Annotated in this window: 24 protein-coding genes and 2 pseudogenes; 14 read left to right on the top strand and 12 right to left on the bottom strand. The window is 72.0% G+C overall.

The window, feature by feature from the left end; translation table 11 throughout:
• The first annotated feature begins 47 nt into the window (after positions 1-47).
• The 3 genes from ACZ4FH_RS16075 to ACZ4FH_RS16085 all read left to right on the top strand — a co-directional run bounded on the left by ACZ4FH_RS16075 (position 48) and on the right by ACZ4FH_RS16085 (position 4,732).
• On the top strand, positions 48-3,329 hold the full coding sequence (locus ACZ4FH_RS16075) for a S41 family peptidase (RefSeq protein ID WP_467305189.1): 3,282 nt from the start codon (positions 48-50) through the stop codon (positions 3,327-3,329).
• 179 nt (positions 3,330-3,508) lie between these two features.
• Positions 3,509-4,081, top strand: coding sequence for a dihydrofolate reductase family protein (locus ACZ4FH_RS16080; RefSeq protein ID WP_467305190.1), 573 nt, complete (start codon positions 3,509-3,511; stop codon positions 4,079-4,081).
• 45 nt (positions 4,082-4,126) lie between these two features.
• Entirely contained in the window at positions 4,127-4,732 is a 606-nt protein-coding gene (locus tag ACZ4FH_RS16085; protein ID WP_467305192.1) for a dihydrofolate reductase family protein, read from the top strand.
• 54 nt (positions 4,733-4,786) lie between these two features.
• Here the strand turns inward: ACZ4FH_RS16085 and ACZ4FH_RS16090 are convergent, their stop codons facing one another.
• On the bottom strand, positions 4,787-4,960 hold the full coding sequence (locus ACZ4FH_RS16090) for a hypothetical protein (protein ID WP_467305194.1): 174 nt from the start codon (positions 4,958-4,960) through the stop codon (positions 4,787-4,789).
• 444 nt (positions 4,961-5,404) lie between these two features.
• Here ACZ4FH_RS16090 and ACZ4FH_RS16095 point away from each other — a divergent pair, with 444 nt between their 5' ends.
• Positions 5,405-6,517 carry a MarR family transcriptional regulator gene (locus tag ACZ4FH_RS16095; RefSeq protein WP_467305195.1) on the top strand — a complete coding sequence of 371 codons (1,113 nt, stop codon included), beginning with the start codon at positions 5,405-5,407 and terminating at the stop codon, positions 6,515-6,517.
• Between the two features lie 165 nt (positions 6,518-6,682).
• On the opposite strand, the gene ACZ4FH_RS16100 is transcribed toward ACZ4FH_RS16095, so the two are convergent.
• Together ACZ4FH_RS16100 and ACZ4FH_RS16105 are read right to left on the bottom strand one after the other, a co-directional pair.
• On the bottom strand, positions 6,683-8,380 hold the full coding sequence (locus ACZ4FH_RS16100; RefSeq protein WP_467305197.1) for a tetratricopeptide repeat protein: 1,698 nt from the start codon (positions 8,378-8,380) through the stop codon (positions 6,683-6,685).
• Positions 8,381-8,522: 142 nt separating this feature from the next.
• Complete coding sequence (locus tag ACZ4FH_RS16105; RefSeq protein ID WP_467305198.1) at positions 8,523-10,685, bottom strand: MMPL family transporter; 2,163 nt, start codon at positions 10,683-10,685, stop codon at positions 8,523-8,525.
• A gap of 203 nt (positions 10,686-10,888) precedes the next feature.
• On the opposite strand from ACZ4FH_RS16105, the gene ACZ4FH_RS16110 reads away from it, so the two are divergent.
• From ACZ4FH_RS16110 to hemC, 3 genes and pseudogenes are all read left to right on the top strand, one after another.
• On the top strand, positions 10,889-11,380 hold the full coding sequence (locus ACZ4FH_RS16110) for a DUF2975 domain-containing protein (RefSeq protein ID WP_467305199.1): 492 nt from the start codon (positions 10,889-10,891) through the stop codon (positions 11,378-11,380).
• A pseudogene (locus tag ACZ4FH_RS16115) lies at positions 11,380-11,607 on the top strand (helix-turn-helix domain-containing protein); the annotation flags it as partial. The gene ACZ4FH_RS16110 and the pseudogene ACZ4FH_RS16115, both read left to right, overlap by 1 nt.
• 173 nt (positions 11,608-11,780) lie before the next feature.
• Positions 11,781-12,716: a hydroxymethylbilane synthase gene (gene hemC, locus ACZ4FH_RS16120; RefSeq protein ID WP_467305200.1), complete on the top strand. Its 936-nt coding sequence runs from the start codon at positions 11,781-11,783 to the stop codon at positions 12,714-12,716.
• Positions 12,717-12,776: 60 nt separating this feature from the next.
• On the opposite strand, the pseudogene ACZ4FH_RS16125 reads toward hemC, so the two are convergent.
• Both ACZ4FH_RS16125 and ACZ4FH_RS16130 read right to left on the bottom strand, forming a co-directional pair.
• A pseudogene (locus tag ACZ4FH_RS16125) lies at positions 12,777-13,121 on the bottom strand (ATP-binding protein); the annotation flags it as partial.
• A complete protein-coding gene (locus ACZ4FH_RS16130; RefSeq protein ID WP_467305201.1) occupies positions 13,118-13,345 on the bottom strand; it encodes a hypothetical protein in 228 nt (75 codons plus the stop codon). The gene ACZ4FH_RS16130 and the pseudogene ACZ4FH_RS16125, both read right to left, overlap by 4 nt.
• Before the next feature lie 116 nt (positions 13,346-13,461).
• Here ACZ4FH_RS16130 and ACZ4FH_RS16135 point away from each other — a divergent pair, with 116 nt between their 5' ends.
• From ACZ4FH_RS16135 to ACZ4FH_RS16150, 4 genes are all read left to right on the top strand, one after another.
• A complete protein-coding gene (locus ACZ4FH_RS16135; protein ID WP_467305202.1) occupies positions 13,462-14,313 on the top strand; it encodes a helix-turn-helix domain-containing protein in 852 nt (283 codons plus the stop codon).
• The gene (locus ACZ4FH_RS16140; RefSeq protein ID WP_467305204.1) at positions 14,294-14,566 is read left to right on the top strand and encodes a DUF397 domain-containing protein; all 273 of its coding nucleotides are present in this window, start codon (positions 14,294-14,296) and stop codon (positions 14,564-14,566) included. The genes ACZ4FH_RS16135 and ACZ4FH_RS16140 overlap by 20 nt, the downstream gene beginning before the upstream one ends.
• Before the next feature lie 13 nt (positions 14,567-14,579).
• A complete protein-coding gene (locus ACZ4FH_RS16145) occupies positions 14,580-14,852 on the top strand; it encodes a DUF397 domain-containing protein (RefSeq protein WP_467305206.1) in 273 nt (90 codons plus the stop codon).
• A 79-nt stretch (positions 14,853-14,931) separates the two neighbouring features.
• Positions 14,932-15,204, top strand: coding sequence for a DUF397 domain-containing protein (locus ACZ4FH_RS16150; RefSeq protein ID WP_467305208.1), 273 nt, complete (start codon positions 14,932-14,934; stop codon positions 15,202-15,204).
• On the opposite strand, the gene ACZ4FH_RS16155 is transcribed toward ACZ4FH_RS16150, so the two are convergent.
• From ACZ4FH_RS16155 to ACZ4FH_RS16175, 5 genes are all read right to left on the bottom strand, one after another.
• Positions 15,191-15,520, bottom strand: coding sequence for a hypothetical protein (locus ACZ4FH_RS16155; protein WP_467305209.1), 330 nt, complete (start codon positions 15,518-15,520; stop codon positions 15,191-15,193). The genes ACZ4FH_RS16150 and ACZ4FH_RS16155 overlap by 14 nt on opposite strands.
• Before the next feature lie 200 nt (positions 15,521-15,720).
• On the bottom strand, positions 15,721-15,915 hold the full coding sequence (locus ACZ4FH_RS16160; RefSeq protein ID WP_467305211.1) for a hypothetical protein: 195 nt from the start codon (positions 15,913-15,915) through the stop codon (positions 15,721-15,723).
• Between the two features lie 85 nt (positions 15,916-16,000).
• Entirely contained in the window at positions 16,001-16,906 is a 906-nt protein-coding gene (locus ACZ4FH_RS16165) for an SDR family oxidoreductase (protein WP_467305212.1), read from the bottom strand.
• Positions 16,903-17,853: an alpha/beta fold hydrolase gene (locus tag ACZ4FH_RS16170; protein WP_467305214.1), complete on the bottom strand. Its 951-nt coding sequence runs from the start codon at positions 17,851-17,853 to the stop codon at positions 16,903-16,905. Before ACZ4FH_RS16170 ends, ACZ4FH_RS16165 begins: the two co-directional genes overlap by 4 nt.
• Positions 17,850-19,406, bottom strand: coding sequence for a flavin-containing monooxygenase (locus ACZ4FH_RS16175; RefSeq protein WP_467305215.1), 1,557 nt, complete (start codon positions 19,404-19,406; stop codon positions 17,850-17,852). The genes ACZ4FH_RS16170 and ACZ4FH_RS16175 overlap by 4 nt, the downstream gene beginning before the upstream one ends.
• A 194-nt stretch (positions 19,407-19,600) precedes the next feature.
• Here ACZ4FH_RS16175 and ACZ4FH_RS16180 point away from each other — a divergent pair, with 194 nt between their 5' ends.
• On the top strand, positions 19,601-20,242 hold the full coding sequence (locus ACZ4FH_RS16180; RefSeq protein WP_467305382.1) for a MerR family transcriptional regulator: 642 nt from the start codon (positions 19,601-19,603) through the stop codon (positions 20,240-20,242).
• A gap of 73 nt (positions 20,243-20,315) precedes the next feature.
• Here the strand turns inward: ACZ4FH_RS16180 and ACZ4FH_RS16185 are convergent, their stop codons facing one another.
• On the bottom strand, positions 20,316-21,131 hold the full coding sequence (locus ACZ4FH_RS16185; RefSeq protein ID WP_467305217.1) for an exodeoxyribonuclease III: 816 nt from the start codon (positions 21,129-21,131) through the stop codon (positions 20,316-20,318).
• 145 nt (positions 21,132-21,276) lie between these two features.
• Here ACZ4FH_RS16185 and ACZ4FH_RS16190 point away from each other — a divergent pair, with 145 nt between their 5' ends.
• A complete protein-coding gene (locus ACZ4FH_RS16190) occupies positions 21,277-21,759 on the top strand; it encodes a GNAT family N-acetyltransferase (protein ID WP_467305218.1) in 483 nt (160 codons plus the stop codon).
• Positions 21,760-21,769: 10 nt separating this feature from the next.
• Here ACZ4FH_RS16190 and ACZ4FH_RS16195 read toward each other — a convergent pair whose 3' ends face one another.
• On the bottom strand, positions 21,770-22,585 hold the full coding sequence (locus ACZ4FH_RS16195; RefSeq protein WP_467305219.1) for an SAM-dependent methyltransferase: 816 nt from the start codon (positions 22,583-22,585) through the stop codon (positions 21,770-21,772).
• 167 nt (positions 22,586-22,752) lie between these two features.
• Here ACZ4FH_RS16195 and ACZ4FH_RS16200 point away from each other — a divergent pair, with 167 nt between their 5' ends.
• A complete protein-coding gene (locus tag ACZ4FH_RS16200; protein WP_467305220.1) occupies positions 22,753-23,739 on the top strand; it encodes an aldo/keto reductase in 987 nt (328 codons plus the stop codon).
• The last annotated feature ends 58 nt before the right edge of the window (positions 23,740-23,797 follow it).

Genomic DNA, 23,797 nt, shown 5'->3' on the forward strand with positions numbered 1-23,797 from the left:
CCGTCCCCTGAGTTGCCGCGCCCCCCGCGCACCGAAAGCATTGGGGGGTGAGTGACGACGACTCGTATCTCCGGTTCCCGCACCTCCACGAGGATCTGCTCTGCTTCGCCGCGGAGGACGATCTGTGGGTCGCCCCCCTCGCCCCCGAGGGCGAGGTGCCCGGACGCGCCTGGCGCGTGACCGTCGACCGCACCCGGATCGGCCACCCCCGGTTCTCCCCCGACGGAAGCCACATCGCGTACACGACCTGGCGCAGCCTCGACCCGGAGATCCATGTCGCGCCGGTGGCGGGCGGCCCGTCCCGCCGGCTCACCTACTGGGGGTCGACGGACGCCCGGGTCTGCGGCTGGACCCCCGACGGGGACGCGGCGCAGATCCTCGCCGTCTCCTCGCACCGGCAGCCGTTCTCGTACTTCTCCTGGGCCTACGGCGTCCCCACCGACGGCAGCCCCGGCGGCCGGCTGCCCTGGGGCCCGGTCTCCGACATCGCGGTCGGCGACATCGGCGGCGAGCGCCGCACCCTGCTGCTCACCGGCACACCGCCGCACGAACCGGCCGCCTGGAAGCGCTACCGGGGCGGGGCCACCGGCCGGCTCTGGCTGCACGGCGAACGGCTGCTGCCGGACCTCGACGGGCATCTGGACTCCCCCATGTTCGTCGGGGACCGGATCGCCTTCCTCTCCGACCACGAGGGCGTCGGCAACCTCTACTCGTGCCGGCCCGACGGGAGCGGTCTGCGCCGCCACACGGACCACGACGCGTTCTACGCCCGGCACGCCTCCAGCGACGGCCGGCGGGTCGTCTACCAGTGCGCGGGCGAGCTGTGGCTGGTCGACGACCTGGAGACCCCGGACGCCGTGCCCCGGAAGCTGACGGTCCGGCTCGGCGGCCCGCGCGCCGGGCGGCGCGTCTACCAGGTCCCGGCCGCGAGCAACGTCGACGGGCTCTCCGTGGACGAGACGGGCCGCGCCAGCGCCGTCTCGGTGCGCGGCAGCCTGTACTGGCTCACCCACCGCGACGGCCCGGCCCGCACCATCGCGGACACCCCGGGGGTCCGGGTGCGGCTGCCGGAGATGCTGGGCAGCGGCGGCCAGGTCGCGTACGTCACCGACGCGGAGGGCGAGGACGCGATCGAGATCGCGTACCTGCCGCGCGCCAGCGGCGACCGCACCCCGCGCCGGCTGGCGTCCGGCCGGCTGGGCCGGGTCCTGGAGCTGATCTCCGACCCGGACGGCGAACGGCTCGCCATCGCCTCGCACGACGGGCGGATCCTGCTCCTGGACACCGACGAGGAGACGTCCACCGGAGAGCCCACCGAGCTGATCCGCTCCATCAACGGCCCGGTCCGCGATCTGGCGTTCTCCCCGGACGGCGACTGGCTGACCTGGTCGCACCCGGGCGTCGGCCGCTCGCTGCGCCAGATCAAACTGGCCCGGATCCAGGGCACCGGCGCCCCGATCATCGTCGACGTCACCAACGGCCGCTTCGAGGACGAGAACCCGGTCTTCACCGGCGACGGCCGCTATCTCGCGTTCCTGTCCTGGCGCGGCTTCGACCCGGTCTACGACGTGCACACCGGCGATCTGTCCTTCCCGCTCGGCTGCCGCCCCTACCTGGTCCCGCTCTCCTCGGCGACCCCGTCCCCGTTCGCCCTCTCCCCCGACGGGCGCCCGGCGGCGGGCGGTCTGGACCCGCTGGACTCCGACGAGGCGGAGGCGGCGGAGGGCTCGCCGGTGACGGTGGAGTTCGAGGGCCTGGAGAGCCGGGTCACCCCGTTCCCCGTCTCGGCGTCCAAGTACTCGGCGCTCTGCCCGGTCAGCGGCGGCGGGCTGGTCTGGCTGCGCTGGCCGATCTCCGGCGCGCTGGGCGAGACCTTCGCCAACCCGGCGGACATGTCGGGGCGCCCGACGCTGGAGCACTTCAACATCGCCAAGGCCAAGCGGACCGAACTCGTCGACCACCTCGACTGGTTCGAGGTCAGCGGCGACTCCTCGCGGCTGGTCGTCATGGACGACGGCGAACTGCGCGCGGTCCCGGCGAACGAGCCCGGCGACAACGACTCCACCGTCTACCTCGACCTGCGCCGCATCCTCCACGAGGCGGACCCGGCGGCGGAGTGGCGGCAGGCGTACGGGGAGGCGGGGCGGCTGATCCGCTCGTACTTCTGGGAGCCGGACATGTGCGGGATCGACTGGCCGGCGGTCCTGGACCAGTACCGCCCGCTGGTCGAACGGGTCGCCACGCCCGATGAGTTCGCGGATCTGCTGCGCGAGGTCCTGGGCGAGCTGGGCACCTCCCACGCGTACGTCGCGCCCGCCCGCCGCAACGAGGGCCCCCCGCACTACCAGCGCGCGATCGGCCTGCTGGGCGCCGACTTCACCTGCCGGGACGGTGCCTGGACGCTCCGCCGCATCCTGCCCGGCGACTCCTCGGACTCCAAGGCCCGCTCCCCGCTGGCCGGTACGGGCATCCGCGAGGGCGCCGTCCTCACCCATGTCGACGGCCGCCCGGTCGACCCGGTCTCCGGCCCCTACCCGCTGCTCTCCGCGGCGGGCGGCACCACGGTCGAACTCACCTTCACCCCCGCCGAGGGCCAGGGCCGCTCCCGCCGCGTCGCCGTCGTCCCCCTCGTCGACGAACGCCCCCTGCGCTACCAGGACTGGGTGGCCAAACGCCGCGCCGTCGTCCGCGATCTCAGCGGCGGCCGCTGCGGCTACCTCCACATCCCCGACATGGGCGGCTCCGGCTGGGCCCAGTTCAACCGCGATCTGCGCCTGGAGGTCTCCCGCCCGGCCCTCATCGTCGACGTACGCGGCAACGCGGGCGGCCACATCAGCGAACTCGTCGTCGAGAAGCTCACCCGCACCATCCTCGGCTGGGACCTCACCCGCAACGCCCAGCCCGTCAGCTACGCCTCCAACGCCCCCCGGGGCCCCGTCGTCGCCCTCGCCGACGAGGCCACCTCCTCCGACGGCGACATGATCACCGCCGCCTTCCGCCTCCTCAAGCTCGGCCCGGTCGTCGGCCAGCGCACCTGGGGCGGCGTCGTCGGCATGACCGGCCGCCACCGCCTCGTCGACGGCACCGTCATCACCGTCCCCATGAACGCCGCCTGGTTCGACACCTACGGCTGGTCCGTCGAGAACCACGGCGTCGAACCCGACCTCGAAGCCCTCCGCACCCCCCTCGACTGGGCCGAGGGCCGCCACGCCGTCCTCGACGACGCCGTCCGCCTCGCCCTCGACCTCCTCGCCGCCCACCCCCCGGCGACCCCGCCGACGTACGACACGGCCCCGGACCGGAGGCGGCCGCCGTTGCCGCCGAGGTAGGGCGGGGGGGGCGCGCACGGCGTCAGTGGCAGCCGAGGAGGGCGTCAGGACCGCCGACGGAGGATGGCGTACCGGCTCCGCCGTCCTGGGGACCGGTCCGGAACGCCGGACCGATGACTTTTCCCCCGCCGCGCGGTCTGAACCCATGTAAAGCACGCCGCACGTACCCCGAGGACACCATGCGCACACTTATCAGCACCGCTTTCGTCTCCCTCGACGGTGTCATGGAGGCGCCGGGCGGCGAGCCCGGCTACCGGAACTCCGGCTGGACCTTCAAGGGCATCGACTTCCTCCCCGAGGCGTACGAGATCAAGGGCCGGGAACAGGAGGAGGCCGGGGCGCTCATGATGGGGCGGGTCAGCTACGAGGCGTTCAGCCCCGTGTGGCCGGGCATGGAGGAGTTCGCCGGCTACAAGGCGATGCCCAAGTACGTCGTGTCCACGACGCTCACCGAGGACGGCCTCGTGGACACGTGGGGCGAGACCCACATCCTCCGGTCCATGGACGAGGTGGCCGCGCTGAAGGAGACCGAAGGCGGCCCGGTCATCGTCCACGGGAGCGCCGCCCTCAACCACGCGCTCTCCGACGCCGGTCTGATCGACCGCTATCACCTCCTCGTCTTCCCGCTGCTCCTCGGCGCGGGCAAGCGCCTGTTCAGCGCGGCCGACAAGGACACCCGGCACCTGAAACTCGTGGAGCACGAGGCGTTCCCCAACGGCATCCAGAAGAACGTCTTCGACGTGGTCCGCTGAGGCCGACGGCCTCGGGGCCCGCCCACGACGAGAGGAGCTCACACCATGCGCAAGATCATCGTCACCACGTTCCTGACCCTCGACGGCGTCATGCAGGCCCCCGGCGGCCCCGACGAGGACCCCGAGAGCGGCTTCCCGCACGGCGGCTGGCAGAAGCCCACGTTCGACGAGGGCGTCGGCGAGGCGATCGCCGCCTGGTACGACGACGCCGACGCGATGCTCCTCGGCCGCAAGACGTACGACATCTTCGCGTCGTACTGGCCGACCGCCGACCCGGACAACCCGTTCACGGAGCGCATGAACTCCATGCACAAGTACGTGGCGTCCCGCACCCTCACATCCGTGGACTGGCAGAACTCCACCCTCCTGGACGGTGACACCGCCGACGCGGTACGCCGCCTCAAGGAGACCGAGGGCCGCAACATCAACGTCGTCGGCAGCGGCGACCTGGCCCAGACCCTGATGCGCGAGAACCTGGTGGACGAGTACCGCCTCACCATCCACCCGGTCATCCTCGGCACCGGCAAACGCCTCTTCGCGGACGGCGCGATCCCGACGGCCCTGCGGCCGGTCACGGTCACGGCGACGAAGGGCGGCACGGTCCTGGCGGTGTACCGGCCTGCGGGACGGCCTGCGTACGACAGCTTCTAGCCGCTCGCGCGCAGGCCGCGGCGCAACGTCACGACGGCTTTGGCACGTGCGCGATCAGACGTGGAACTCGCTGTGATGCCGTGCGCCCACGGCGAAGCGCTCGTTGTCGAAGTACGTGTCACGCATCTCCAGGTGGACCGCCGCGCGCTCCGTCTCCTGGATGGCCTGAGCGAAGCTCGGCGGTGCCGACTCCTGTCGATTCTGCTGAGGCTGCGCGTTCTGCGGCATCGGACGCCTTCCTGATCCGCGACACCATGCGTGCCGGGAGCCGTCCGTTCCATCATTCCCAGGCCCCGAGACCCGATCCCCAAGACCCGGGCGCCGAGATCCGGGCTCCGAGCCCCGACCCCCGAGACTCGAAGACCCGTTCACTCGTTCGTGGGTACGCGATCGGCCCCTCTGCCCGAGTCTCGGATCCCGGGACCCGAGCGCCGAGATCCGGGCTCCGGGATTCGAGCCGTGTCTGACAACCGGTAGGTAGATAAAGGAAGGGGAGGGAAAACCTCCCCACCTCCCACCCCGTCACGGCGAGCAAGTATGACTACTTGTGACCGAGTTGCGGCACAACGTCACGACTGCCTACGGTGCCCCCAACGTAACGACCCCGACGCGGTGTTGAACGCACCGGCCGGGGTCTCACCTCAAGATCGAACGACAAAGGAACCCGATCTCGTGGCTACCCAGAACCTTAGCCCTGCCCCGCCGCCGCCCGCCGTCTTGCCCCCGTCGCGTTCGGTTCCGGCCGCACAGGACGTAGGCACCGAACACCCGAAGGCCAGCCCCGGCTACGGCAAGCGGTCCGTCCCCGGCGAACGTCCGCCCCACCCCGACGACTTCGCGTTCCTGCCCGAGCGGGAGCGGTACATCGCGGCGTACGTGGACCGGCTGCCCGAGGGCGCGGCGATGGGCATCAAGTCGCTCGCCAAGTGCCAGCCGCTGTACGGGCAGATGGCCGTCGGCAGCGCGCTGCGGGCCCTGGGCGTGGCCGGGCATCTGCGGCAGGCGCGGTGCGCGGTCGGGGAGGGGGACAACGTCCGCTGGGTCACCCGTACGTTCTGGTCGCGGACGGCACGCGACAACGAGTGGTGGAACACGTTCCTGACCGCCGAGGCGGGCCACCGGCTGACATCCCCGGCACCTCCGGCACCGTCTGACGCCGCGCCCGCCCCGGCGGCCCCGCCCCCGCCGTGGGTCCCGGCCGGGGCGACGGCCCCGTCATCCGAGGGCCCGGAAACCACTGCCACCACCGCCACCGCCCCGCTCGTACCGCAGCAGCGCACCGCGCCGGAGGCCCCGTCCCCCGCCTACCTCGCGCTGACCCGGCTGGGCGCGGCCGATCACCGGCTGGGGCTGTCCGAGGGCGACTGCCGGGCGCTGGAGGAGCTGGCCGCCGCCTGGTTCGCGCGCGGCGCGGACGCCGACTACCTCGTCCACGCGATCACCGCAGGTCTGCCCCCGGCCGTCGACTCCCCCCTCGGCTTCGTCCGCAAGCGCCTCGTCACCAAACTCCCGCCCCAGCGCCCCGCCGCCCCGGCCCCCGCACCGCCCGACAGCTCCCCGGGCCCCTTCCTCATGCCCGAGTGCACCGCCTGCCGCGTCCCCGGCCGCCCCGAAGCCTTCCGCGACGGCCTGTGCGGCCCCTGCCGCCGCCCCGCGCCCGACACGGAGGCTCCGGCACCCACCGAAGGCCAGGTCACCGAAGGCCCGCCCGTCGACGGCCCGCCCGCCGACCGCGACATCGAGGCCCACGTGAAGCGGCTGCGCGAGCAGTTGAGGCTGCGCTGAGGGGGCCCCGACCGTCGCTACTGCCTCACCGGACCGACCGGGTCGATCGCCACCGGGAACGTCCCCGTTCGCCTCCTCGTCCGCCGGGCCGCTCACGCGTGCGTCCGGCAGGCGGCACATGGCCACCATACGGGCGCCCCCACCCGCAGGCACCGGCTTCCGGCGTCAGCCGTCCGAGGCCTCCTCCACCGCCTTCCTCGCCTCCTCCAGGATCTCCTCCGGATCGATCATGCGGGCGAGGGTGTCCAGGTCGTCCGTGTTGTAGCGGCGGCGGACCTCCTCGTCCCAGAAGAGGACGGCCGACTCCAGGAGGTCGACGGCCTCCTCGGAGCGGCCGAGGCGGTGGAGGGTGAGGCCGTAGTAGCCGGCGGTCTCGGTGCCGTAGTCGAGGTCTTCGCCCTCTTCCCAGGCGGTACGGAGGAAGGGCTCGGCCTCGGCGTAGGCGCCGCGCTGGGCCATGAGTTTGCCCGCGAGCATGGAGTACAGGCCCTGGCCGTCGTCCTCGTCGGCAGCGGTTGCGGCGCGGACGAACCAGCGCTCGGACTCCTGGTAGTCGTGGTGGTGGTCGGAGAGCCAGGCCATCTGGGAACAGGCGGTGAGGTGGCCCGCGTCGGCGGCCCGGCGGCGCCAGGCGTCGCGCAGGGAGAAGCGGCGGAGCTTTTCGTAGAGCCCGGCGACGGCGAACGCGGCGTCCTGGTCGCCGGCCTCGGCGGCGGGTTCCATCCAGCGGAGGAGATAGGCGGCGTTGGAGCCGTCCCAGTCGTTGAGGGCGGCGGCGTACTCGTATCCGGCGCGCAGGTCGCCCGCCTCGGCCCGTTCGCGGAGGGCGGGCAGGCGGGCGAGGTCGTCGGCGTCGGGGGCGGAGAGGTCACCGGACCGGAAGCGGGCGATGCGGTCGAGCTCGCGGGCGGCGTCCTTGTCGTCCTCGCCGATCTCCCGGAACCAGCGTTCGGCCTCGTCGTAGCGGCCCTGGCGCTTGCAGAGCAGGGCGAGGTTCCAGCGGGGCTTCTCCTCGCCGCGCTCGACGGCGAGAAGGTGGGCGCGTTCGGCCTCGGCCAGTTCGCCGCGCTTCTCGTGGTTGATGCCGAGCGTGGAGGCGGCCTGCTCGGCACCGCGCTCATGGGCGTCCGCCAGGATGGCGCGGGCGCGGGGCCAGGCGTCCTCGTCCGTCTCGACGAGGAACATCGCGTGGAACAGCGCGGCGCGGGCACTGAGCGCGGCACCGCGCCCGTACAGCGCGTCGGCCTCGGCGGTCAGCCCCGGGTAGTCCGCGAAGTGCTCGTCCAGGTCGAAGAGGATCCGTACGGCCGCCTCGGCGGCGTCCTCGTCCCCGTCGGCCTCCGCCGCGTCGAGGGCGGCGGCCGTGCGCTCGAAGGTCTCGCGGAACGAGTCGAAGAGCTGGAACCAGCGGAAGACCGCGATGTCCCCCAGTTCGGCGTCCTTCATCAGGAACGCGGACGCCTCGGCGTGCCGCCCCTCGGCCGCCATCAGCTTCCCCAGCTCGATCTTGCAGCCGAGGTGCCGCCACCGCTCCCACCCCAGCCGGAACCACTCGGCCGCCTCCGGGTTCCGGTCCTCCATCAGCAGCGTGCCCAGCCCGTACGCGCACCCCGCGTCCCGCTCCGCCGCCGCCCGGTACAGCGCCTCCCCGGCCCGCCGGTCCCCCCGGATCTTCCGGTACCGCGCCAGCGTGTAGTGCGAGAACGCGTCCCCCGCCTCCACCGCCCGCTCCCAGTACGGAATCCCCTGGTCCACCCGATGGCCCAGCACGAAGTAGTCCGTGTGCCGCCGCGCTGTCTTACCGTCCCCCGCCAGGGCGGCGGCGACCAGCGCCTCGCCCCGGGTGCGTATGTCCTCGGTCATGCCCGCATCGTGTCAGGAAGTGTCATCCCCGGGCCAATGCAAGGGGGTTGGGGACGCGCCCCGCCCACCCGGTGTCCGGCGGGCGTACCGCGAGCGGCGGCGCCGTACCGGCGCCGCCGCTCGCATCCCCTGGCCGTACCCCTCAGCCGTGCGAGAACCGCACCGCCGGAAGCACCCGCCGCAGCCACTTCGGGCTCCACCAGGCCGCCCGCCCGGTGAGCCGCAGGAGGACGGGGAGGAGGACGAGGCGGACGAGTGCCGCGTCCAGGAGGACGGCGACGCCGAGCACGATCCCCATCTCCTTCGGCGGCAGCGGTCCGGAGATGGCGAAGGTGAAGAAGACGGCGACCATGACGGCCCCGGCGGCGAAGACGACCCGGCCGGAGTGGGCGAGGGCGCCGACCATGGCCTGCTTGGGGTCTCCGGTGCGCTCGTAGTGCTCCTTGGCGGAGGCCAGGAGGAAGACCGTGTAGTCCATGGCGATGGCGAAGATCATCGCGAAGAAGAACACGGGTGCCCAGCCGTCCAGGAAGCCCTGCGAGGTGAAGCCCAGCGGGCCCGCGAGGTGGCCGTCCTGGAAAAGGAGCCGCGCGACGCCGAAGGCGGCGCCGGTGGAGAGCAGGCTGGCGAGGGTGCCGAGGGCGGCGATGACGGGTGCCTGCAGGGCGAAGAGCAGCAGCAGGAAGCCGAGCACCATGACGACGCCGATGACCAGCGGTGTCTTCTCGGTGAGGACGTGCTGGAGGTCGAGGTTCTCGACCGGCGCGCCGCCCACGAGGCTTCCCTCGGGCAGGTCCGCGCGCAGGGTGTGCACGGTGCCGGAGAGCGCCTTGTCGGAGGGGTCGACGTCGGGGACGGCCTGGATCATCGCCCAGTCGCTGCCGTCCGCCGCCGGCTGCGCGGGCATGACCTGCGCGATGCCGTCCGTGGCTCCGGTGACGCGTACGGCCTCGCCGGCCACGTCGGCGGGGACGACGATCTGGAGCGTGCCGGGGGCGCCGGGCCCGAAGGACTCCTGCACGGCGGCGTACCCGGCCCGCGCGGAGGCGTCCTCGGGCAGCACGTTGATGGACGGCATCGCGGTCCGCAGCCCGATCACCGGCGCGGCGAGCGCCACGAGGACGACGAGCGCGCCGATGCCGTAGCGGAGAGGGTGGCGCCACAGGCGTTCGCCCCATGCCGTGAAGCGCGGCGAGGCGGGCGCGGCCTTCTTGGCCCAGGGCAGCGACACCGCGTCGATGCGGGGCCCGAGCTTCGCGAGGACCGCCGGGAGCAGGGTGAGGGTGGCGGCGAGGACGAAGGCGACGGCGAGCATGATGCCGCCGGCCATCGACCGGAACGCCGGCGAGGGCACGAGCATGACGGCCGAGAGGCTGATGAGGACGGTCGCGCCGGAGAGCGCGACGGCCTTGCCCGCCGTGTCCATCGTCTCGGCGACCGCGCCCACCGTGTCGTTCTCGCGCCGGGTGGAACGGGCCGCGCGGAAGCGCATGACCATGAAGAGCGCGTAGTCGATGCCGAGGGCGAGCGCGAACATCATCGCGAAGTTCATCGCCCACACCGAGATCGGCGTCAGGTGCGTGAGCAGGACGAGCGAACCGGCGGACGCGGCGAGCCCGGCCATCGTGAGCAGCAGCGGCAGCCCGGCGGCGACGAGCGAACCGAAGGCCAGGACCAGGATGACCAGCGTCACCGGCCAGGACATGATCTCGGACTTCATCATCGCGTCGTGGTTGGCGGCGTTGAAGTCGCTCCACAGCACGGACGCGCCGGTGGCGTGCACCTCGATCCCGTCCCCGGAGAGCGCGGCGAGCGGGTCCTTGAGGTCGTCGGCGGCCCGCACCATCGTGTTGGGGTCGGCGTCGGCGCCCGCCAGCACGATCGCGGTCCGGCCGTCGGGGCTGATCGTCGCGCCCTTCTGCGGGGCGACGACCGCGCCGACGCGGTCGTCGGCCCGTGCCAGGTCCCCGGCCTTGGTGATCACCTCGGCCACCGCCGGATCGGTGACGGGCCGGTCGGCCTTGACCACGATCTGCAGCGCCGAGGAGGCGTTGCCGCCGAAGTGCTTCTCCGCGAGGTCCCGCGCGGCGACCGACTGCGAGCCCTCGGCCTGCCATCCGGCGCCGGAGAGCGCCGTGTTGATCTTCGGGGCGAAGGCGCCGAGGGCGATGACGACGACGGCCCACACGAGGAACACGGTCCGGGCGTGCCCGGCCGACCACGCCCCGAGCCGCCCGAACGGGCCGGGCCTCGGTGGTGCGGCCTCGGCGGTGCGTTCCGCCGGGAGGGGTGAGACGGCGGTCATGGCATCGGCCTTCCTGGTACAGAGCGAATCAATACCCTGGGGGGTATCTGGATCCGACGGTACGACGCCCCCTCACCCGAAAGCAAATACCCCTGGGGGTATCTCTCACTCACCGTGCACCGCACACCACGCACCGCCCCGGCACTTGCCGAACCTATCGATATTCAATAGATTTCCATCGCAGAACGATGGAGGTGGTGGTCGTGGGAGACCTCGTAGTACGCACCCTGCGCGCCGTGCTCGCGGTGGTGCTCACCGGAACGGTGCTCGTCCAGGTCCTGATGGCCTGGATGCTGATCAGCGGCAACGACCCCGAGGACGGGTCGCTCCCGCTCACCGCGCTGCGCGTGGTGACGATCGTCGGGATCGGGACGGCCCAGGTCGCCCTGGTGTGCGTGTGGCGGCTGGTGACGATGGTGCGGCGCGGCACGGTGTTCTCCGACGCCGCGTTCCGGTACGTGGACGGCATCATCGGAGCGGTCGTCGCGGCGGCGCTGGTCTGGTTCACGGTGACGGGGATCAACGCACCGGGCCAGCGGGAGGACCCGGGGGTCACGCTCATCATGGGGGGCATCGGGCTGGCGATCCTCGGGGTGGCGCTCATCGTGTTCGTACTGCGGTCGCTGCTGGCCCAGGCCGTGGACCGCGACGCCGAGGCGACGCGGATGCGGGCCGAGCTGGACGAGGTCATCTGATGCCGATCGTCGTCGACATCGACGTGATGCTCGCGCGGCGGAAGATGTCCGTGGGCGAACTGGCCGAGCGCGTGGGCATCACGCCCGCGAACCTGGCCGTCCTCAAGAACGGCCGCGCCAAGGCCGTACGGTTCACGACGCTCGCCGCGCTCTGCGAGGCGCTGCGGTGCCAGCCGGGCGACCTGCTCCGCTGGGAGGGCGGGGCCGAGGACGGGGACGCGGGGGACGGGGACGCCACGGACACCCGGGGCGAGGACGCCGAGGGCGGGGACCGGATCACGGCCACAACCACGACCCCGGCCACGGCCACGCCCCCGGCCACGACCACGACCACGACCCACTGAACCGTCCGCGTCCGCACGCACCGACGGCCCGCATCTGACGGCCTATCATGCACAGCATGGCTGCCATCGATCTGATCCGCATCGTCTCCCGTGACTCGCCCATGGCACTCGCCCAGGTGGAACGCGTACGCGCCGAACTGGCCGCCCTGCACCCGGAGATCGCCACCGAGGTCGTCCCGGTGAAGACGACCGGCGACAAGTGGATGGGCGATCTGGCCCAGGTCGAGGGCAAGGGCGCGTTCACCAAGGAGGTCGACCAGGCGCTGCTGTCCGGCGAGGCCGATCTCGCCGTGCACTGCGTGAAGGACATCCCGGCCGACCGCCCGCTGCCCGCCGGAACCACCTTCGCGGCGTTCCTGGAGCGCGACGACGTACGGGACGCGCTCGTGCACCCCGGCGGCCTCACCCTGGACGAGCTTCCGCCCGGCACCCGGATCGGCACCTCCTCCGTACGCCGGATCGCGCAACTGGCCGCCTCGCACCCGGACCTCGTCTGCGTACCGATGCGCGGCAACGCCAACCGCCGCCTGGAGAAGCTCGCGGCCGGCGAGGCCGACGCCCTGCTCCTCGCCCTGGCCGGGCTGGAGCGGATCGGCCGCACCGACGTCGTCACCGACGTGCTGTCCACGGAGGTGATGTGCCCGCCGATCGGCGCGGGCGTCCTCGCCCTCCAGTGCCGCGAGGACGACACCGCCCTCATCGACCTGGTCAGCGCCCTAGGCCACCCCGACACCCACCGCGCCACCACGGCCGAGCGGATGTTCCTCCACGTCCTCCAGGGCCACTGCAACAGCCCCATCGCGGGCTACGCACGCGCCGGGCACAACGGTGAACTCTCCCTGAGCGCCAAGGTCTTCACCCCTGACGGCAAGACGGTCCTCAACGCCCACGAGTGGGCCGGCCGCCTCGACCCCGCCACCCTCGGCACCTCCGTCGCCGTGGCCCTGCTCCGCCAGGGCGCCCGCGATCTGATCGACGGCATCGCGCACTGACGTCCCCCATCTGCGGGCCGCCGCCCCGCGCGGCGCCCGCAGCTCGCACCACACCGTCTTGCGGTACGGGCCCTGCTCCACCCCCCACCGCAGCGCCAGCGCCTCCACGAGATGCAGCCCGCGCCCCGACTCGTCCCCCTCCCCCGCGGTCCGCAGCATCGGCCACAGCGAGGGCGCGGCATCACACATCTCCACCCGGATGCGTTCGCCGCCCGTGCCCTTCACCCGAAGGGTGACGGGCGTCCCCACGCCGACGTGCGCGATCACGTTGCACAGCAACTCGCCCACGCACAGCTCCAGATCGCCCGTGTCATCCCCCGCGAACCAGCCCCGCAGTATCCGCCGCACCTCCGGCACCGCCCTCGGCACGGCCACCAGATCCACCGCGAACGGCAGCACGCTCACGCCTGCCCCACCGCCGCCGCCCGCAGCACCTCCACCAGCCGCCGCGCCGTCTCCGCGTTGCAGTTCCCCAACGCGACCAGCGGCGGCCTGCTGGTCCGCGCGGCCAGCGTCAGCGGGTCGACGCCCAGGGACGGCAGCTTGATCCCGTGCGCGAGGAGCGCGGCGCGCAGTGCGTCGATCTCGGACCCGATGTCGTACGCCTCGACGGCCTGTGAGTCGTTCATGAGTGCCGTACACCTTTCGTTGCTGACTGTGACGAACGACTCACAGGCTGCCGTACGGACGCCTACCGTTGAAGCCGATCCCGCTCCACGGAAAACAGCGCGAAAGGCGGTCAGCGGTGGCCACACGCAAAGAGATCGACGGATCGGCGGGCGTCCCGCAGTTCTACGGCAAGGAGCTTCGCTTCCAGCGTGAGCTGGCCGGCCTGACCCTCGAAAAGCTCGTGGAGGGCAGCTTCTTCGGCGTGACGTACCTGAGCGAGATCGAGCACGGCCACCGACGGATGCCGGTCGAACTGGCGCGGCACGTGGACCTGGTACTGAAGACGAACGGGTTTTTCGAGCGACGCTGTGAAGACGTGCGGAAGGCCCGGCAGGGGGCGCATGCGGCGTTCTTCACCAACATCGCGGAAGCGGAGACCCGGGCCACATGCATCCACGAATGGTCCGGCACCTTGATCCCTGGGCTGCTCCAAACCAGGGCCTACGCCCACAACATCATCCGCTCCACGCATCCGCTCGACATCCCGGAGGAAGTGGAAGCCAAGATCGCCGCCCGGATGCAGCGGGCGAAGCTCTTCGAGAACCCGAAGCGTCCGGAATATTGGGTGGTGCTCCACGAGTCCGTGGTGCACCATTCCATCGTCGCGCCCGTGGAAATGGCCGAGCAGTTGGACCACATCGCGGCCCTCGCGCAGAGTGGCCGCATCGTTCTACAGATCCTCCCGTGGAACGGGCCGACGCGCGCGTTCACCGAGTTGCCGATGTTCCACATGGAGTTCGACAGCGAGCCGCCCATCGTCTACACCGAGGGTGCCTACCACGGTCAGACCATCGATGATCCGGCTCTCGTGATGCAGTACCGCAAGGCATACGATCGCCTGAGGGCCGCCGCATCGCCGCCGGAGGCGTCCCTCGCTCTGATCAAGGAGGCGGCTGAGGAGCACCGGCATGGCCACGACCACCCTTGACCTCAGCGCTGCCACCTGGCACAAGAGCAGCTACAGCAACGGCAGCGGTGGCAACTGCCTGGAAGTGGCCCAGGACTTCGCATCGTGGCGCAAGAGCAGCTACAGCAACGGCGACGGCGGCAACTGCCTCGAAGTAGCCGACGGACACCCCGGCCTCGTCCCCGTCCGCGACTCCAAGCGCCCCCACGGCCCCGCCCTCGTCATCAACGCCGCCGCATGGGCACCGTTCATCGACAGCGTCAAGACAGGCTGACAAGGAGCCCGGCATGGCCAGAACCCACCCCGACCTCCACGCTGCCACCTGGCACAAGAGCACCTACAGCAACAGCAGTGGGGGCGACTGCCTGGAGGTGGCGACGAACTTCGCCACCTGGCGCAAGAGCAGCTACAGCAACACCAGCGGCGGCGACTGCCTCGAAGTAGCCGACGGGCACATCGGCCTCGTCCCCGTCCGCGACTCCAAGCGCCCCCACGGCCCCGCCCTCGTCATCAACGCCGCCGCATGGGCACCGTTCATCGACAGCGTCAAGGCAGGCTGACGCCACGGTGCGGGATGCCACCTTGCCGCCCAGGGCATCCCGCGCTCCCTCCCCCGGAACGCGGCTGAGGAGTACCGGCATGGCCAGGACCGACCTTGACCTCAGCATCGCCAGCTGGCGCAAGAGCAGCTACAGCAACGGCAGTGGGGGCGACTGCCTGGAAGTGGCCCAGGACTTCGCAACGTGGCGCAAGAGCAGCTACAGCAATGCCAGCGGCGGTGACTGCCTCGAAGTAGCCGACGGCCACCCCGGCCTCGTCCCCGTCCGCGACTCCAAGCGACCCCACGGCCCCGCCCTCGTCATCAACGCCGCCGCATGGGCACCGTTCATCGACAGCGTCAAGACAGGCTGACGTCCCCGCGTCGCCGGGCCCGGCGGCGGGAGACGTAGGTGGCGATGAAGGCGGCCACGAGGAGGGGCGTGGCCAGGACCATGGTCATTTCCCCGACCCAGGTCAGTTCGTGGCCGAGGAGTTTCGCAATCATGCGGATCGTCTGGCAGACGCCGATCACGAAGTAGGCACCGCCCCAGGAGCGTGCGGCCCAGACGGAACCCCGGAAGTTCTCCGGGGCGGTCGCCGGCCGGAGCAGGGAACGGCCGCCCCAGAGCGCGCAGCCGACGCTGATGACGGCGACGAACACCGCCCCGATCGTGTCCAGGGTGTCCATGTCCCCTCCCTCTCCCCGCCTCATGCGGCCCCCGTCACCAGGGCCGTGCCGGATCCCATGATCGCCGGGGCGGGGAGGGGACGTCACCGGGCGAAGGCGGCAAACAGGTGGGGGGATTCCTGCCGGTATCCGGCAGGGGGCGTGCGAAAGGGGCGCACCCGGACGGTTCCGGGCACGCCCCTCGCGTTCAGGCCGCCGGGTCAGCGGTTGAACTTGTCCTTCATGTCGTTCGCCGCGCCCTCGGCCTTCTTCTTGCCCTGGTCGGCCGCGTCGCGGGCGCGGTCCTGCATGTCCTGCGACCGGTCCTGGCTGTCGTTGTCGCCGTCGCCCATCTTCTGCTTGCCCTGGTCGGCGAGGTCCTTGGCCTTGTCCTTGAACTGGTCGGCGATGCCCATGCTGGTCACTCCTCGGCGTGTGGGGGACGGGCCCTCGCGGGGCCCGGACCCACACTCGCACGACGGGTGAAGCCTCGCATTTCGATCATTGACCCTCTGTGCCGGCCCCTTGGCGTGATGCGCGTTCGTCCTGGTCGGCGGCGCCTCCGGCGCCGACGAGGCCGGACCGCATGCCCTCCAGCCGGGGGGCGAATCGCTTCATCTCGCGCTGGCCGACGACGCCGATGAGGGAGGGGAGGTAGCCGCGGACGGACTGCATGCCGCGCAGCCACCACTGGGCGTAGACGTGCGGGGAGCGCCGCTCGATTCCGGCGACGATGCGGTCGACGGCCGGGCCGAGGGGGTAGGTGCGGTTGGAGGGCCAGGGGAGCCGCTGGCGCAGTTCGCGCATGACGTCGTCCTCGTCGGCGCCGCGCACCATGTCGGTGTCGGTCCAGGAGAGGTAGCCGACGCCGACCTTCACGCCCCGGTAGCCGACCTCGGCGCGCAGGCTGTGGGCGAAGGCCTCCACGCCCGATTTGGAGGCGCAGTAGGCGCTCATCATCGGGGCGGGGGTGATCGCGGCGAGGGAGGCGATCTGGAGGAAGTAGCCCCGGCTCTCCATGAGGACGGGCAGGAAGGCCCGGCCGGTCACGGCGCCGCCGATGAGGTTGACCTCGATGACCCGGCGCCAGGCGACCGGGTCGGAGTCGACGAGGGGTCCGCCGGTGGCGACGCCCGCGTTGGCGACGACGACGTCGACCTTGCCGAAGCGCTCCTTGACCTCACGGGCGACCCGGGCCATGGCCTCGTGGTCGGTGACGTCGGCGTGCCAGTGGTCGCTCTCCCCGTGCAGCCGCTCGGAGACCTTCTTCAGCTCGTCCGGCTCCAGGCCGACGAGTGCCAGTGTCGCGCCGCGCGCCGAGAGCTTGCGGGCCAGCAGTTCGCCGACGCCGCGTGCCGCGCCGGTGACGACGACGACCTGTCCTTCGAGACTCCGCCTGCCGCTCATGCGACTTCCTCCTCCTTCTGCTTGTCCTCGGCAACGGCGGTGCCGCGCGCCGGAAGGTACGCGGTCACCAGTTCACGGATCTTCGCCGTGACGACGTCCGGCGCCTCGACCGGAGTCATGTGGCCCATGCCCGCCAGCTCGGTGAGCCCCAGGCAGTCCGGCAGCGCCGCCGCGATGGCGCGGGCGTGGACGGGCGGCGTGAGCCGGTCCTCCGTACCCGCGATCACCGCGGTGGGCACCCGGAGTTCCCGTACGCCCTCGTCGAGATCGAGATCCGCGAGGACGTGGCCCCAGGCGACCCGGGGGCGCCGGGGGCAGTCGTGGACGATGCGGGCGCAGGTGTCGACCCGGTGGGGGGACGAACCCGCCCCCATCGTCCCGTACTTGAGTATCCGGCGCGAAATCGGGGTGACCGGTCCGAGAGGGGCGCGGGCGCCCAGTATGGCGCGGGTCATCCGGGTCCGCACCGCGCCCGGCCGCAGCGGGACGACGCGGGCCTCGGCCAGCAGCCGGGAGCTTCCGGTGCTGCACAGCAGGACGGCGGCGGCGTGCTCGCGCAGCCCGGCGCGGCGGGAGGCGGACATGAGGGTCATGCCGCCCATGGAGTGCCCGGCGAGGACGGCCTTCTCGCCGGGGGCGAGGGTGGCGGCGAGGACCGCTTCGAGGTCGTCGGCCAGCGCCTCGGTGCTGTAGCCGTCGCGGCCGGCGGCGGGTGAGGTGCCGTGGCCGCGCTGGTCGTAGGCGATGACCTTGTGGTCGGTGGCGAGATCCCTTATCTGGGCGTCCCAGAAGTGGGTGTTGCAGGTCCAGCCGTGGGACAGCACGACGGCCGGGGCGTCGTCGCGGCCGTGCACCTCGACGTGTATGCGCGAACCGTCGGCGGAGACGGCCATGAGTTCGCGGACGGGGACCGGGCGGTGGTGCGCGGCGCGCAGCGGGCGGCTCATCGCGCGGCCTCCTCGGTGACGGCCGGCTCCACGGCGGGCCGGTTGTGCGGCCGGCGCTGCTCGGGGACCGATCCGCCCTTGGCGGCCCGGACGACCTGGTACTCGGCGAGGTCGACGTTCTTGGTCACCCGGCGGAACTCGGAGGTGGTGCCGGGCCAGACGGTGGTGTTGCGTCCGTTGGCGTCGAGGTACCAGCTGTCGCAGCCGCCGGTGTTCCAGACGGTGCGCTTCATCCGGTCCTGGACGCGGCGGTTCCAGGCGCCGACGGCGGAGCGGCGGGCGTCCAGCGCGACCCGGCCGCCGAGCACGTCCAGTTGGCGCAGGTAGTCGGCCATGTAGTTCAGCTGGGCCTCGATCATGAGGATCATCGAGGAGTTCCCGAGGCCGGTGTTGGGGCCGATGATCGTCATCCAGTTGGGGAAGCCGTCCGCGCTGGCCCCGCGCAGCGCCTGGACGCCGTCCTTCCAGGACTCGGCGAGCGTGATTCCCTCGGCGCCGACGACCCGTTCGGCGATCGGCATGTCCGTGACGTGGAAGCCGGTGCCGAAGACGATGGCGTCGACCTCGGCCTCCGTACCGTCGGAGGCGACGACCGTGGAGCCGCGCACCTCGGCGAGACCGGAGGCGACCACGTCCACATTGGGCCGGGCGAGCGCCGGGTAGTAGGCGTTGGAGAGCAGGATGCGCTTGCAGCCGATGCGGTAGTCGGGGGTCAGCTTGGCCCGCAGCGCCGGGTCCTTGATGGCGCGGGCCATGTTGGACTTCGCTATTCGCTCGACCAGGCCGAGCTGGTCGGGATGCTTGGTGAAGGCGCTGACCTGCAACTCCCGGATGCCCCAGAGCAGTCCGCGGCGCAGTGTGCCGGTGAAGGGCAGGGCGCGGTGGAGTCCGCGCTCGGCGCCGCTGATCTTCCGGTCCATGCGGGGCATCACCCACGGAGGGGTGCGCTGGAAGAGGGTGAGCCGGCCGACCTTCGGCTGGATCGCGGGCACGATCTGGATGGCGGAGGCGCCGGTGCCGACCATGGCGACGCGCTTGCCGGTGAGGTCGGTGTCGTGGTCCCAGCGGGCGGAGTGGAAGACCTTGCCGGGGAAGTCGGCGAGTCCGGGGATGTCGGGGGTCTTCGGGTCGGAGAGCGGTCCGGTGGCGGAGACGACGACGTCGGCGTGGAGCGTGGTGCCGTTGGCGCACTCGATCGCCCAGTACAGCTCGTCCTTGTTCCAGCGCATCACGGTGACTTCGTGGTTCAGCCGCAGGTGCGGCCGGATTCCGAAGGTGTCGGCGACGTGCTCCAGGTACGCCCGGATGTGCTCCTGGCCGGAGAAGGTGCGCGGCCAGTCGGGGTTGGGGGCGAACGAGAAGGAGTAGAGGTGGGACGGTACGTCGCAGGCGCAGCCCGGATAGCTGTTGTCGCGCCAGGTGCCGCCGACCGCACCGGCCCGCTCCAGGACCACGAAGTCGGTGATGCCTTCGCGGCGCAGCCGGACCGCGGCGCCGAGGCCCCCGAACCCTGATCCGATCACCGCCACGCGTACGTGTTCGTGCTGGGCCATGCTGCCGCCTCCCGCGGTACGTCACACGACTCTGCCAGCAATCACTGGCATTGTTGGGAGAGTAGAGCAGCCGCGTACCGATGGGTAGGGGGCCGACGGGGAAAGTTACCGGCGGTACAACATCGGGCCAAGGCTGAGGCGCGGGCCGATAGGGTGCCGGTGTGGCTGAAGGACGCGAGCACCGCGAGTACCGCATGGAGGAGCTGGCCAAGGAGGCCGGCATCCCGGTCCGGACCCTGCGCTTCTACCGGGAGCGGGGCCTGATCTCGCCGCCCCGCCGCGAGGGCCGTATCGCCTGGTACGACGACCACCACCTCGCCCGGCTGCGCACGATCGCCGGGCTGCTGGAGCGCGGCCACACCCTGTCGGGCATCGCGGATCTTGCCCGTACGTTCGAGAGCGGGCGGGACGTCGCGGAGGTGCTGGGCCTGGGCGAGCCGACCGAGGAGGTCCCGGTCCGGCTCACCCCCGAGCAGCTCGCCGACTACTTCGAGGGCGAGTCCACCCCGGAGAATCTGGCCACCGCCATGGAGCTGGGCTATCTCGGCACCGACGGCGCCGAGGTCGTCCACATCAGCCGCCGCCTGCTGGAGGTCTCGGCCGAACTGGTCCGCGAGGGCGTCCCCCTCGCCACCGTCCTGGCCTCCGGCCGCGAGGTCCGCGCGCACGCGGACGCCCTGGCCGAGCTGTTCGTCTCGACCCTCCGCGCCCACAGCACCGAGCACGAACCGCCCCAGCTGCGGCCACTGGCCCGCGCGGTGGTCGACGCGGAACTGTCGATGGCCCTGGACCGGCGGCTGCGCCGGGACGAGAAGGAGCAGCCGCCGGCGCCGTGAGCGGCCACCGGACCCGTGAGCGGCCACCGGAGCTGTGAAGCCGTCGGCACCGGCACCGTGGCCGGGCCGGGGGTCAGCGCTCGTACACCACCGTGACCGGCGCGTGGTCGCTCCACCGCTCCGGGTGTGTGGCGGCCCGCTCGACCCACGCCTTCACGGCGGTCTCGGCGAGACCGGGGGTGGCCACCTGGTAGTCGATGCGCCAGCCGGTGTCGTTGTCGAAGGCACGACCCCGGTAGGACCACCAGGAGTAGGGGCCCTCGGTGTCCGGGTGCAGGGTGCGCACGACGTCGACGTACGCGGCCTCGTCGAAGACCCGGGTCAGCCAGGCCCGCTCCTCGGGCAGGAAGCCGGAGGCCTTGCGGTTGGCGCGCCAGTTCTTGAGGTCGGCCTCGCGGTGGGCGATGTTCCAGTCGCCGCAGACGACGACCTCGCGGCCCCCGGCGGCGGCGCGTGCCTTCAGCCCGACGAGATAGGGCAGGAAGGCCGCCATGAAGCGCTCCTTCTCCTCCTGCTTCTCGGTGCCGACCTCGCCGGAGGGCAGGTAGAGGCTGGCGACGGTGACGCCGGGGAGATCGATCTCGACGTACCGGCCGCTCGTGTCGAACTCCTCGGCCCCCTCGACACCGAAGCCCCCGAAGCCGATCTGGACGCGCTCGGGCGCCCGGCGCGAGTAGACGGAGACGCCGGCCCGGCCCTTGGCGGCGGCGGGCGCGTGGACGGTGTGCCAGCCCTCGGGCTCACCCACGCCCTCCGGAAGCTGCTCCGCCTCGGCGCGCACCTCCTGGAGGCAGATCACATCGGCGTCCGTCTGCGCCAGCCACTCGACGAAGCCCTTCTTCGCGGCGGCGCGGAGACCGTTGACGTTTACAGAGGTCACAGTGAGCAAAGCACGCTCCTATAGTTCACAGGCGTTCGGAGACTGCGCAGCACACTGTCGGAGGTCGCAGTGAGCATTCCGGCACGATACCGAGGGCGCGGCACCGGGAGCACGACATCGAGAGCCCAGACCGCATACCTGTACCATTCTCCGTATGATTATCCGGCCGACCCCCTACGACCACCCCGATGCCGTCAAGCTCAACGACCTCGTCCAGCTCGAATATGCCGAGCGCTACGGGGACGAGGGCGACGTCACACCGCTGGACGCCTCGATGTTCACGCCCCCGCACGGTCTGTACCTGCTCGCGTACGACGCGTCGCACCGCCCGGTGGCCACGGGCGGCTGGCGCGCGCAGGAGCGCAACGCGGAGGGCTACTCCGACGGGGACGCCGAGCTGAAGCGGATGTTCGTCATATCCGAGGGGCGCGGCCAGGGACTGGCCCGCCGCATCCTGGCCGCCCTGGAGGACGACGCCCGCGCGGCGGGCCGCACCCGCATGGTCCTGGAGACCGGCGACCGCCAGCCCGAGGCGATCGCGCTGTACGTCTCCAGCGGCTACACCCCCTGCGACAAGTTCGGCCACTACCGCACGTACGACAGCAGCCGCTGCTTCGCGAAGCCGCTCCAGGTCTGAGGGCGGCCCGTCAGCCCACCCGGGCGACCCCCGCGTAGAACCCGCTGCGCCCGGCGGCGGGCGCGGGCCCGTCCCGGTACCAGGCGTTCGCGGGGACGAGCCCCGGCTCCACGAGGTCCAGCCCCTCGAAGAACCGCAGGACCTCCGCGTGCGTCCGGATGCCCAGCGGAATGGCCCCCTCCCGGTACGCCGACTCGACCTTCCGCCGCAACTCCGGATGCTCGTCCATGGTCCCGTGCGAGAGGGCCAGGAAGCTGCCGGGGGCCAGCGCGCCGACCAGGGTGCGGGTGAGTCCGTACGGATCCTCGTCGTCGGTGACGAAGTGCAGCACCGCGTTGAGCGACAGGGCCACCGGCCGGCCGAAGTCCAGCAGCTCCCGGGCCCGTTCGAGGATCACCTCCGGCGCGCGCACATCGGCGTGGACGAAGCCGGTGGCACCCTCGGGCGTCCCGCTCAGCAGCGCCCGCGCGTGCCGCAGGACGATCGGGTCGTGGTCCACGTACACGACCCGGGCCGACGGCACGACCGCCTGCACGATCCGGTGGAGATTGGGCTCCGTGGGGATACCGGCGCCGATGTCCAGGAACTGGTCGATCCCGCGGCCCGCCAGCCAGGCGGAGGACCGGTGCATGAACGCCCGGTTGCCCGCCGCGTTCGCCCGCGTCTCCTCGGGCAGCGTCCGCGCGAAGTCGCGGTCGGCCTGGTAGTTGTCCGTACCGCCCAGGAAATAGTCGTAGACGCGGGCGGGATGGGGCCTGCTGGTGTCGATCGGAGGCTGGGACAGGGGCGAGGGCGGGGGCTGGGGTTCGGTTCCACCTGTCGTCACGGGCCGCTCCTCGGTACGGGAAGTCGCAGGGATCGGGCCAACCGCTTCAGCGTAGGGGGATCCGCCCTCCCCCGTACCCCCACGGCGCTTGCCTTGAAGCGCACTTCAACACGCAGACTCCCTCCCACGGCCGCCGAACGACGACGGCCGCGACCCGAGGGGGACCCATGAAGTACCGCACCATCGGCTCCGGCCCCGCCACGCGCCGCGAGGTCAGCGCACTCGCCCTGGGCGCCATGCTGTTCGGCTCGGTGACCGACGAGAAGACCTCGTTCGCGATCCTGGACCACTTCGTCGAGGCGGGCGGCACCTTCATCGACACCTCCGACAACTACGCGTACTGGGTCGACGGCGGCCTCGGCGGCCAGAGCGAACGGCTGCTCGGCCGGTGGCGGCGGAGCCGGGGCGTCGGGGACGAGATCGTCATCGCCACCAAGCTCGGCGCGGAACCGCTCGCCCCCGGCACCGGCTTCGTCGACAACCCGGAGGGCCTGTCCGCGAAGGCCGTCCGCGAGGCCGTCGAGCGCAGCCGGGAGCGGCTCGGCGTGGAGCGGATCGACCTGCTCTACGCGCACATCGAGGACCGGACCGTCCCGCTGGAGGAGACCGTCGGGGCGTTCGGCGAGCTGGTGGCGCAGGGCACGGTCGGCCTGCTGGGCGCGAGCAACCACGCGGTCTGGCGCGTCGAGCGCGCCCGCTCCCTCGCCGCCTCGGCCGGACTGGCGGGCTACGAGGTGCTCCAGTACCAGCACAGCCTGCTGCGCCCCCGCTTCGACGTCCCCAGCCCCCTCTTCCAGGACGGCAGCCTCGGCCACGCCGGCCCCGAACTCCTCGGCTACCTCCGCGCCGAACCCGGTCTCTCCCTCGTCGCCTACTCCCCGCTCCTGGGCGGCGCCTACACCCGCCCCGACAAGCCGCTCCCCGCCGACTACGACCACCCCGGCACCCCCGCCCGCCTCGCCGTCCTGCACGCCGTCGCCCGGGAGACCGGCGCCACCCCCGACCAGGTCGTCCTCGCCTGGCAACTCGCCCACCCCCTCCCCGTCCTCCCCCTCGTCGGCGCCTCCTCGGTCGCCCAGCTCACGCAGAGCCTGGCCGCGGTCGACCTGGAACTGACGGACGAACAGCGGGCACGGCTGGACGCGGCGCACTGACGGGAGGAGTGGCTACGGAGGTCCGCAACGGTACGGGCGGGTCGCCCCGGGAATCCGT

Source organism: Streptomyces sp. NPDC024555, assembly GCF_055559335.1.

Bases quoted from the DNA above. Each gene is read 5' to 3' on its own strand.
- ACZ4FH_RS16080 (WP_467305190.1), top strand. From the start codon at position 3,509: ATGCGCACACTTATCAGCACCGCTTTCGTCTCCCTCGACGGTGTCATG.
- ACZ4FH_RS16085 (WP_467305192.1), top strand. From the start codon at position 4,127: ATGCGCAAGATCATCGTCACCACGTTCCTGACCCTCGACGGCGTCATG.
- ACZ4FH_RS16090 (WP_467305194.1), bottom strand. From the start codon at position 4,960: ATGCCGCAGAACGCGCAGCCTCAGCAGAATCGACAGGAGTCGGCACCG.
- ACZ4FH_RS16100 (WP_467305197.1), bottom strand. From the start codon at position 8,380: ATGACCGAGGACATACGCACCCGGGGCGAGGCGCTGGTCGCCGCCGCC.
- ACZ4FH_RS16105 (WP_467305198.1), bottom strand. From the start codon at position 10,685: ATGACCGCCGTCTCACCCCTCCCGGCGGAACGCACCGCCGAGGCCGCA.
- hemC (WP_467305200.1), top strand. From the start codon at position 11,781: ATGGCTGCCATCGATCTGATCCGCATCGTCTCCCGTGACTCGCCCATG.
- ACZ4FH_RS16130 (WP_467305201.1), bottom strand. From the start codon at position 13,345: ATGAACGACTCACAGGCCGTCGAGGCGTACGACATCGGGTCCGAGATC.
- ACZ4FH_RS16140 (WP_467305204.1), top strand. From the start codon at position 14,294: ATGGCCACGACCACCCTTGACCTCAGCGCTGCCACCTGGCACAAGAGC.
- ACZ4FH_RS16145 (WP_467305206.1), top strand. From the start codon at position 14,580: ATGGCCAGAACCCACCCCGACCTCCACGCTGCCACCTGGCACAAGAGC.
- ACZ4FH_RS16150 (WP_467305208.1), top strand. From the start codon at position 14,932: ATGGCCAGGACCGACCTTGACCTCAGCATCGCCAGCTGGCGCAAGAGC.
- ACZ4FH_RS16155 (WP_467305209.1), bottom strand. From the start codon at position 15,520: ATGGACACCCTGGACACGATCGGGGCGGTGTTCGTCGCCGTCATCAGC.
- ACZ4FH_RS16160 (WP_467305211.1), bottom strand. From the start codon at position 15,915: ATGGGCATCGCCGACCAGTTCAAGGACAAGGCCAAGGACCTCGCCGAC.
- ACZ4FH_RS16165 (WP_467305212.1), bottom strand. From the start codon at position 16,906: ATGAGCGGCAGGCGGAGTCTCGAAGGACAGGTCGTCGTCGTCACCGGC.
- ACZ4FH_RS16170 (WP_467305214.1), bottom strand. From the start codon at position 17,853: ATGAGCCGCCCGCTGCGCGCCGCGCACCACCGCCCGGTCCCCGTCCGC.
- ACZ4FH_RS16175 (WP_467305215.1), bottom strand. From the start codon at position 19,406: ATGGCCCAGCACGAACACGTACGCGTGGCGGTGATCGGATCAGGGTTC.
- ACZ4FH_RS16180 (WP_467305382.1), top strand. From the start codon at position 19,601: ATGGAGGAGCTGGCCAAGGAGGCCGGCATCCCGGTCCGGACCCTGCGC.
- ACZ4FH_RS16190 (WP_467305218.1), top strand. From the start codon at position 21,277: ATGATTATCCGGCCGACCCCCTACGACCACCCCGATGCCGTCAAGCTC.
- ACZ4FH_RS16200 (WP_467305220.1), top strand. From the start codon at position 22,753: ATGAAGTACCGCACCATCGGCTCCGGCCCCGCCACGCGCCGCGAGGTC.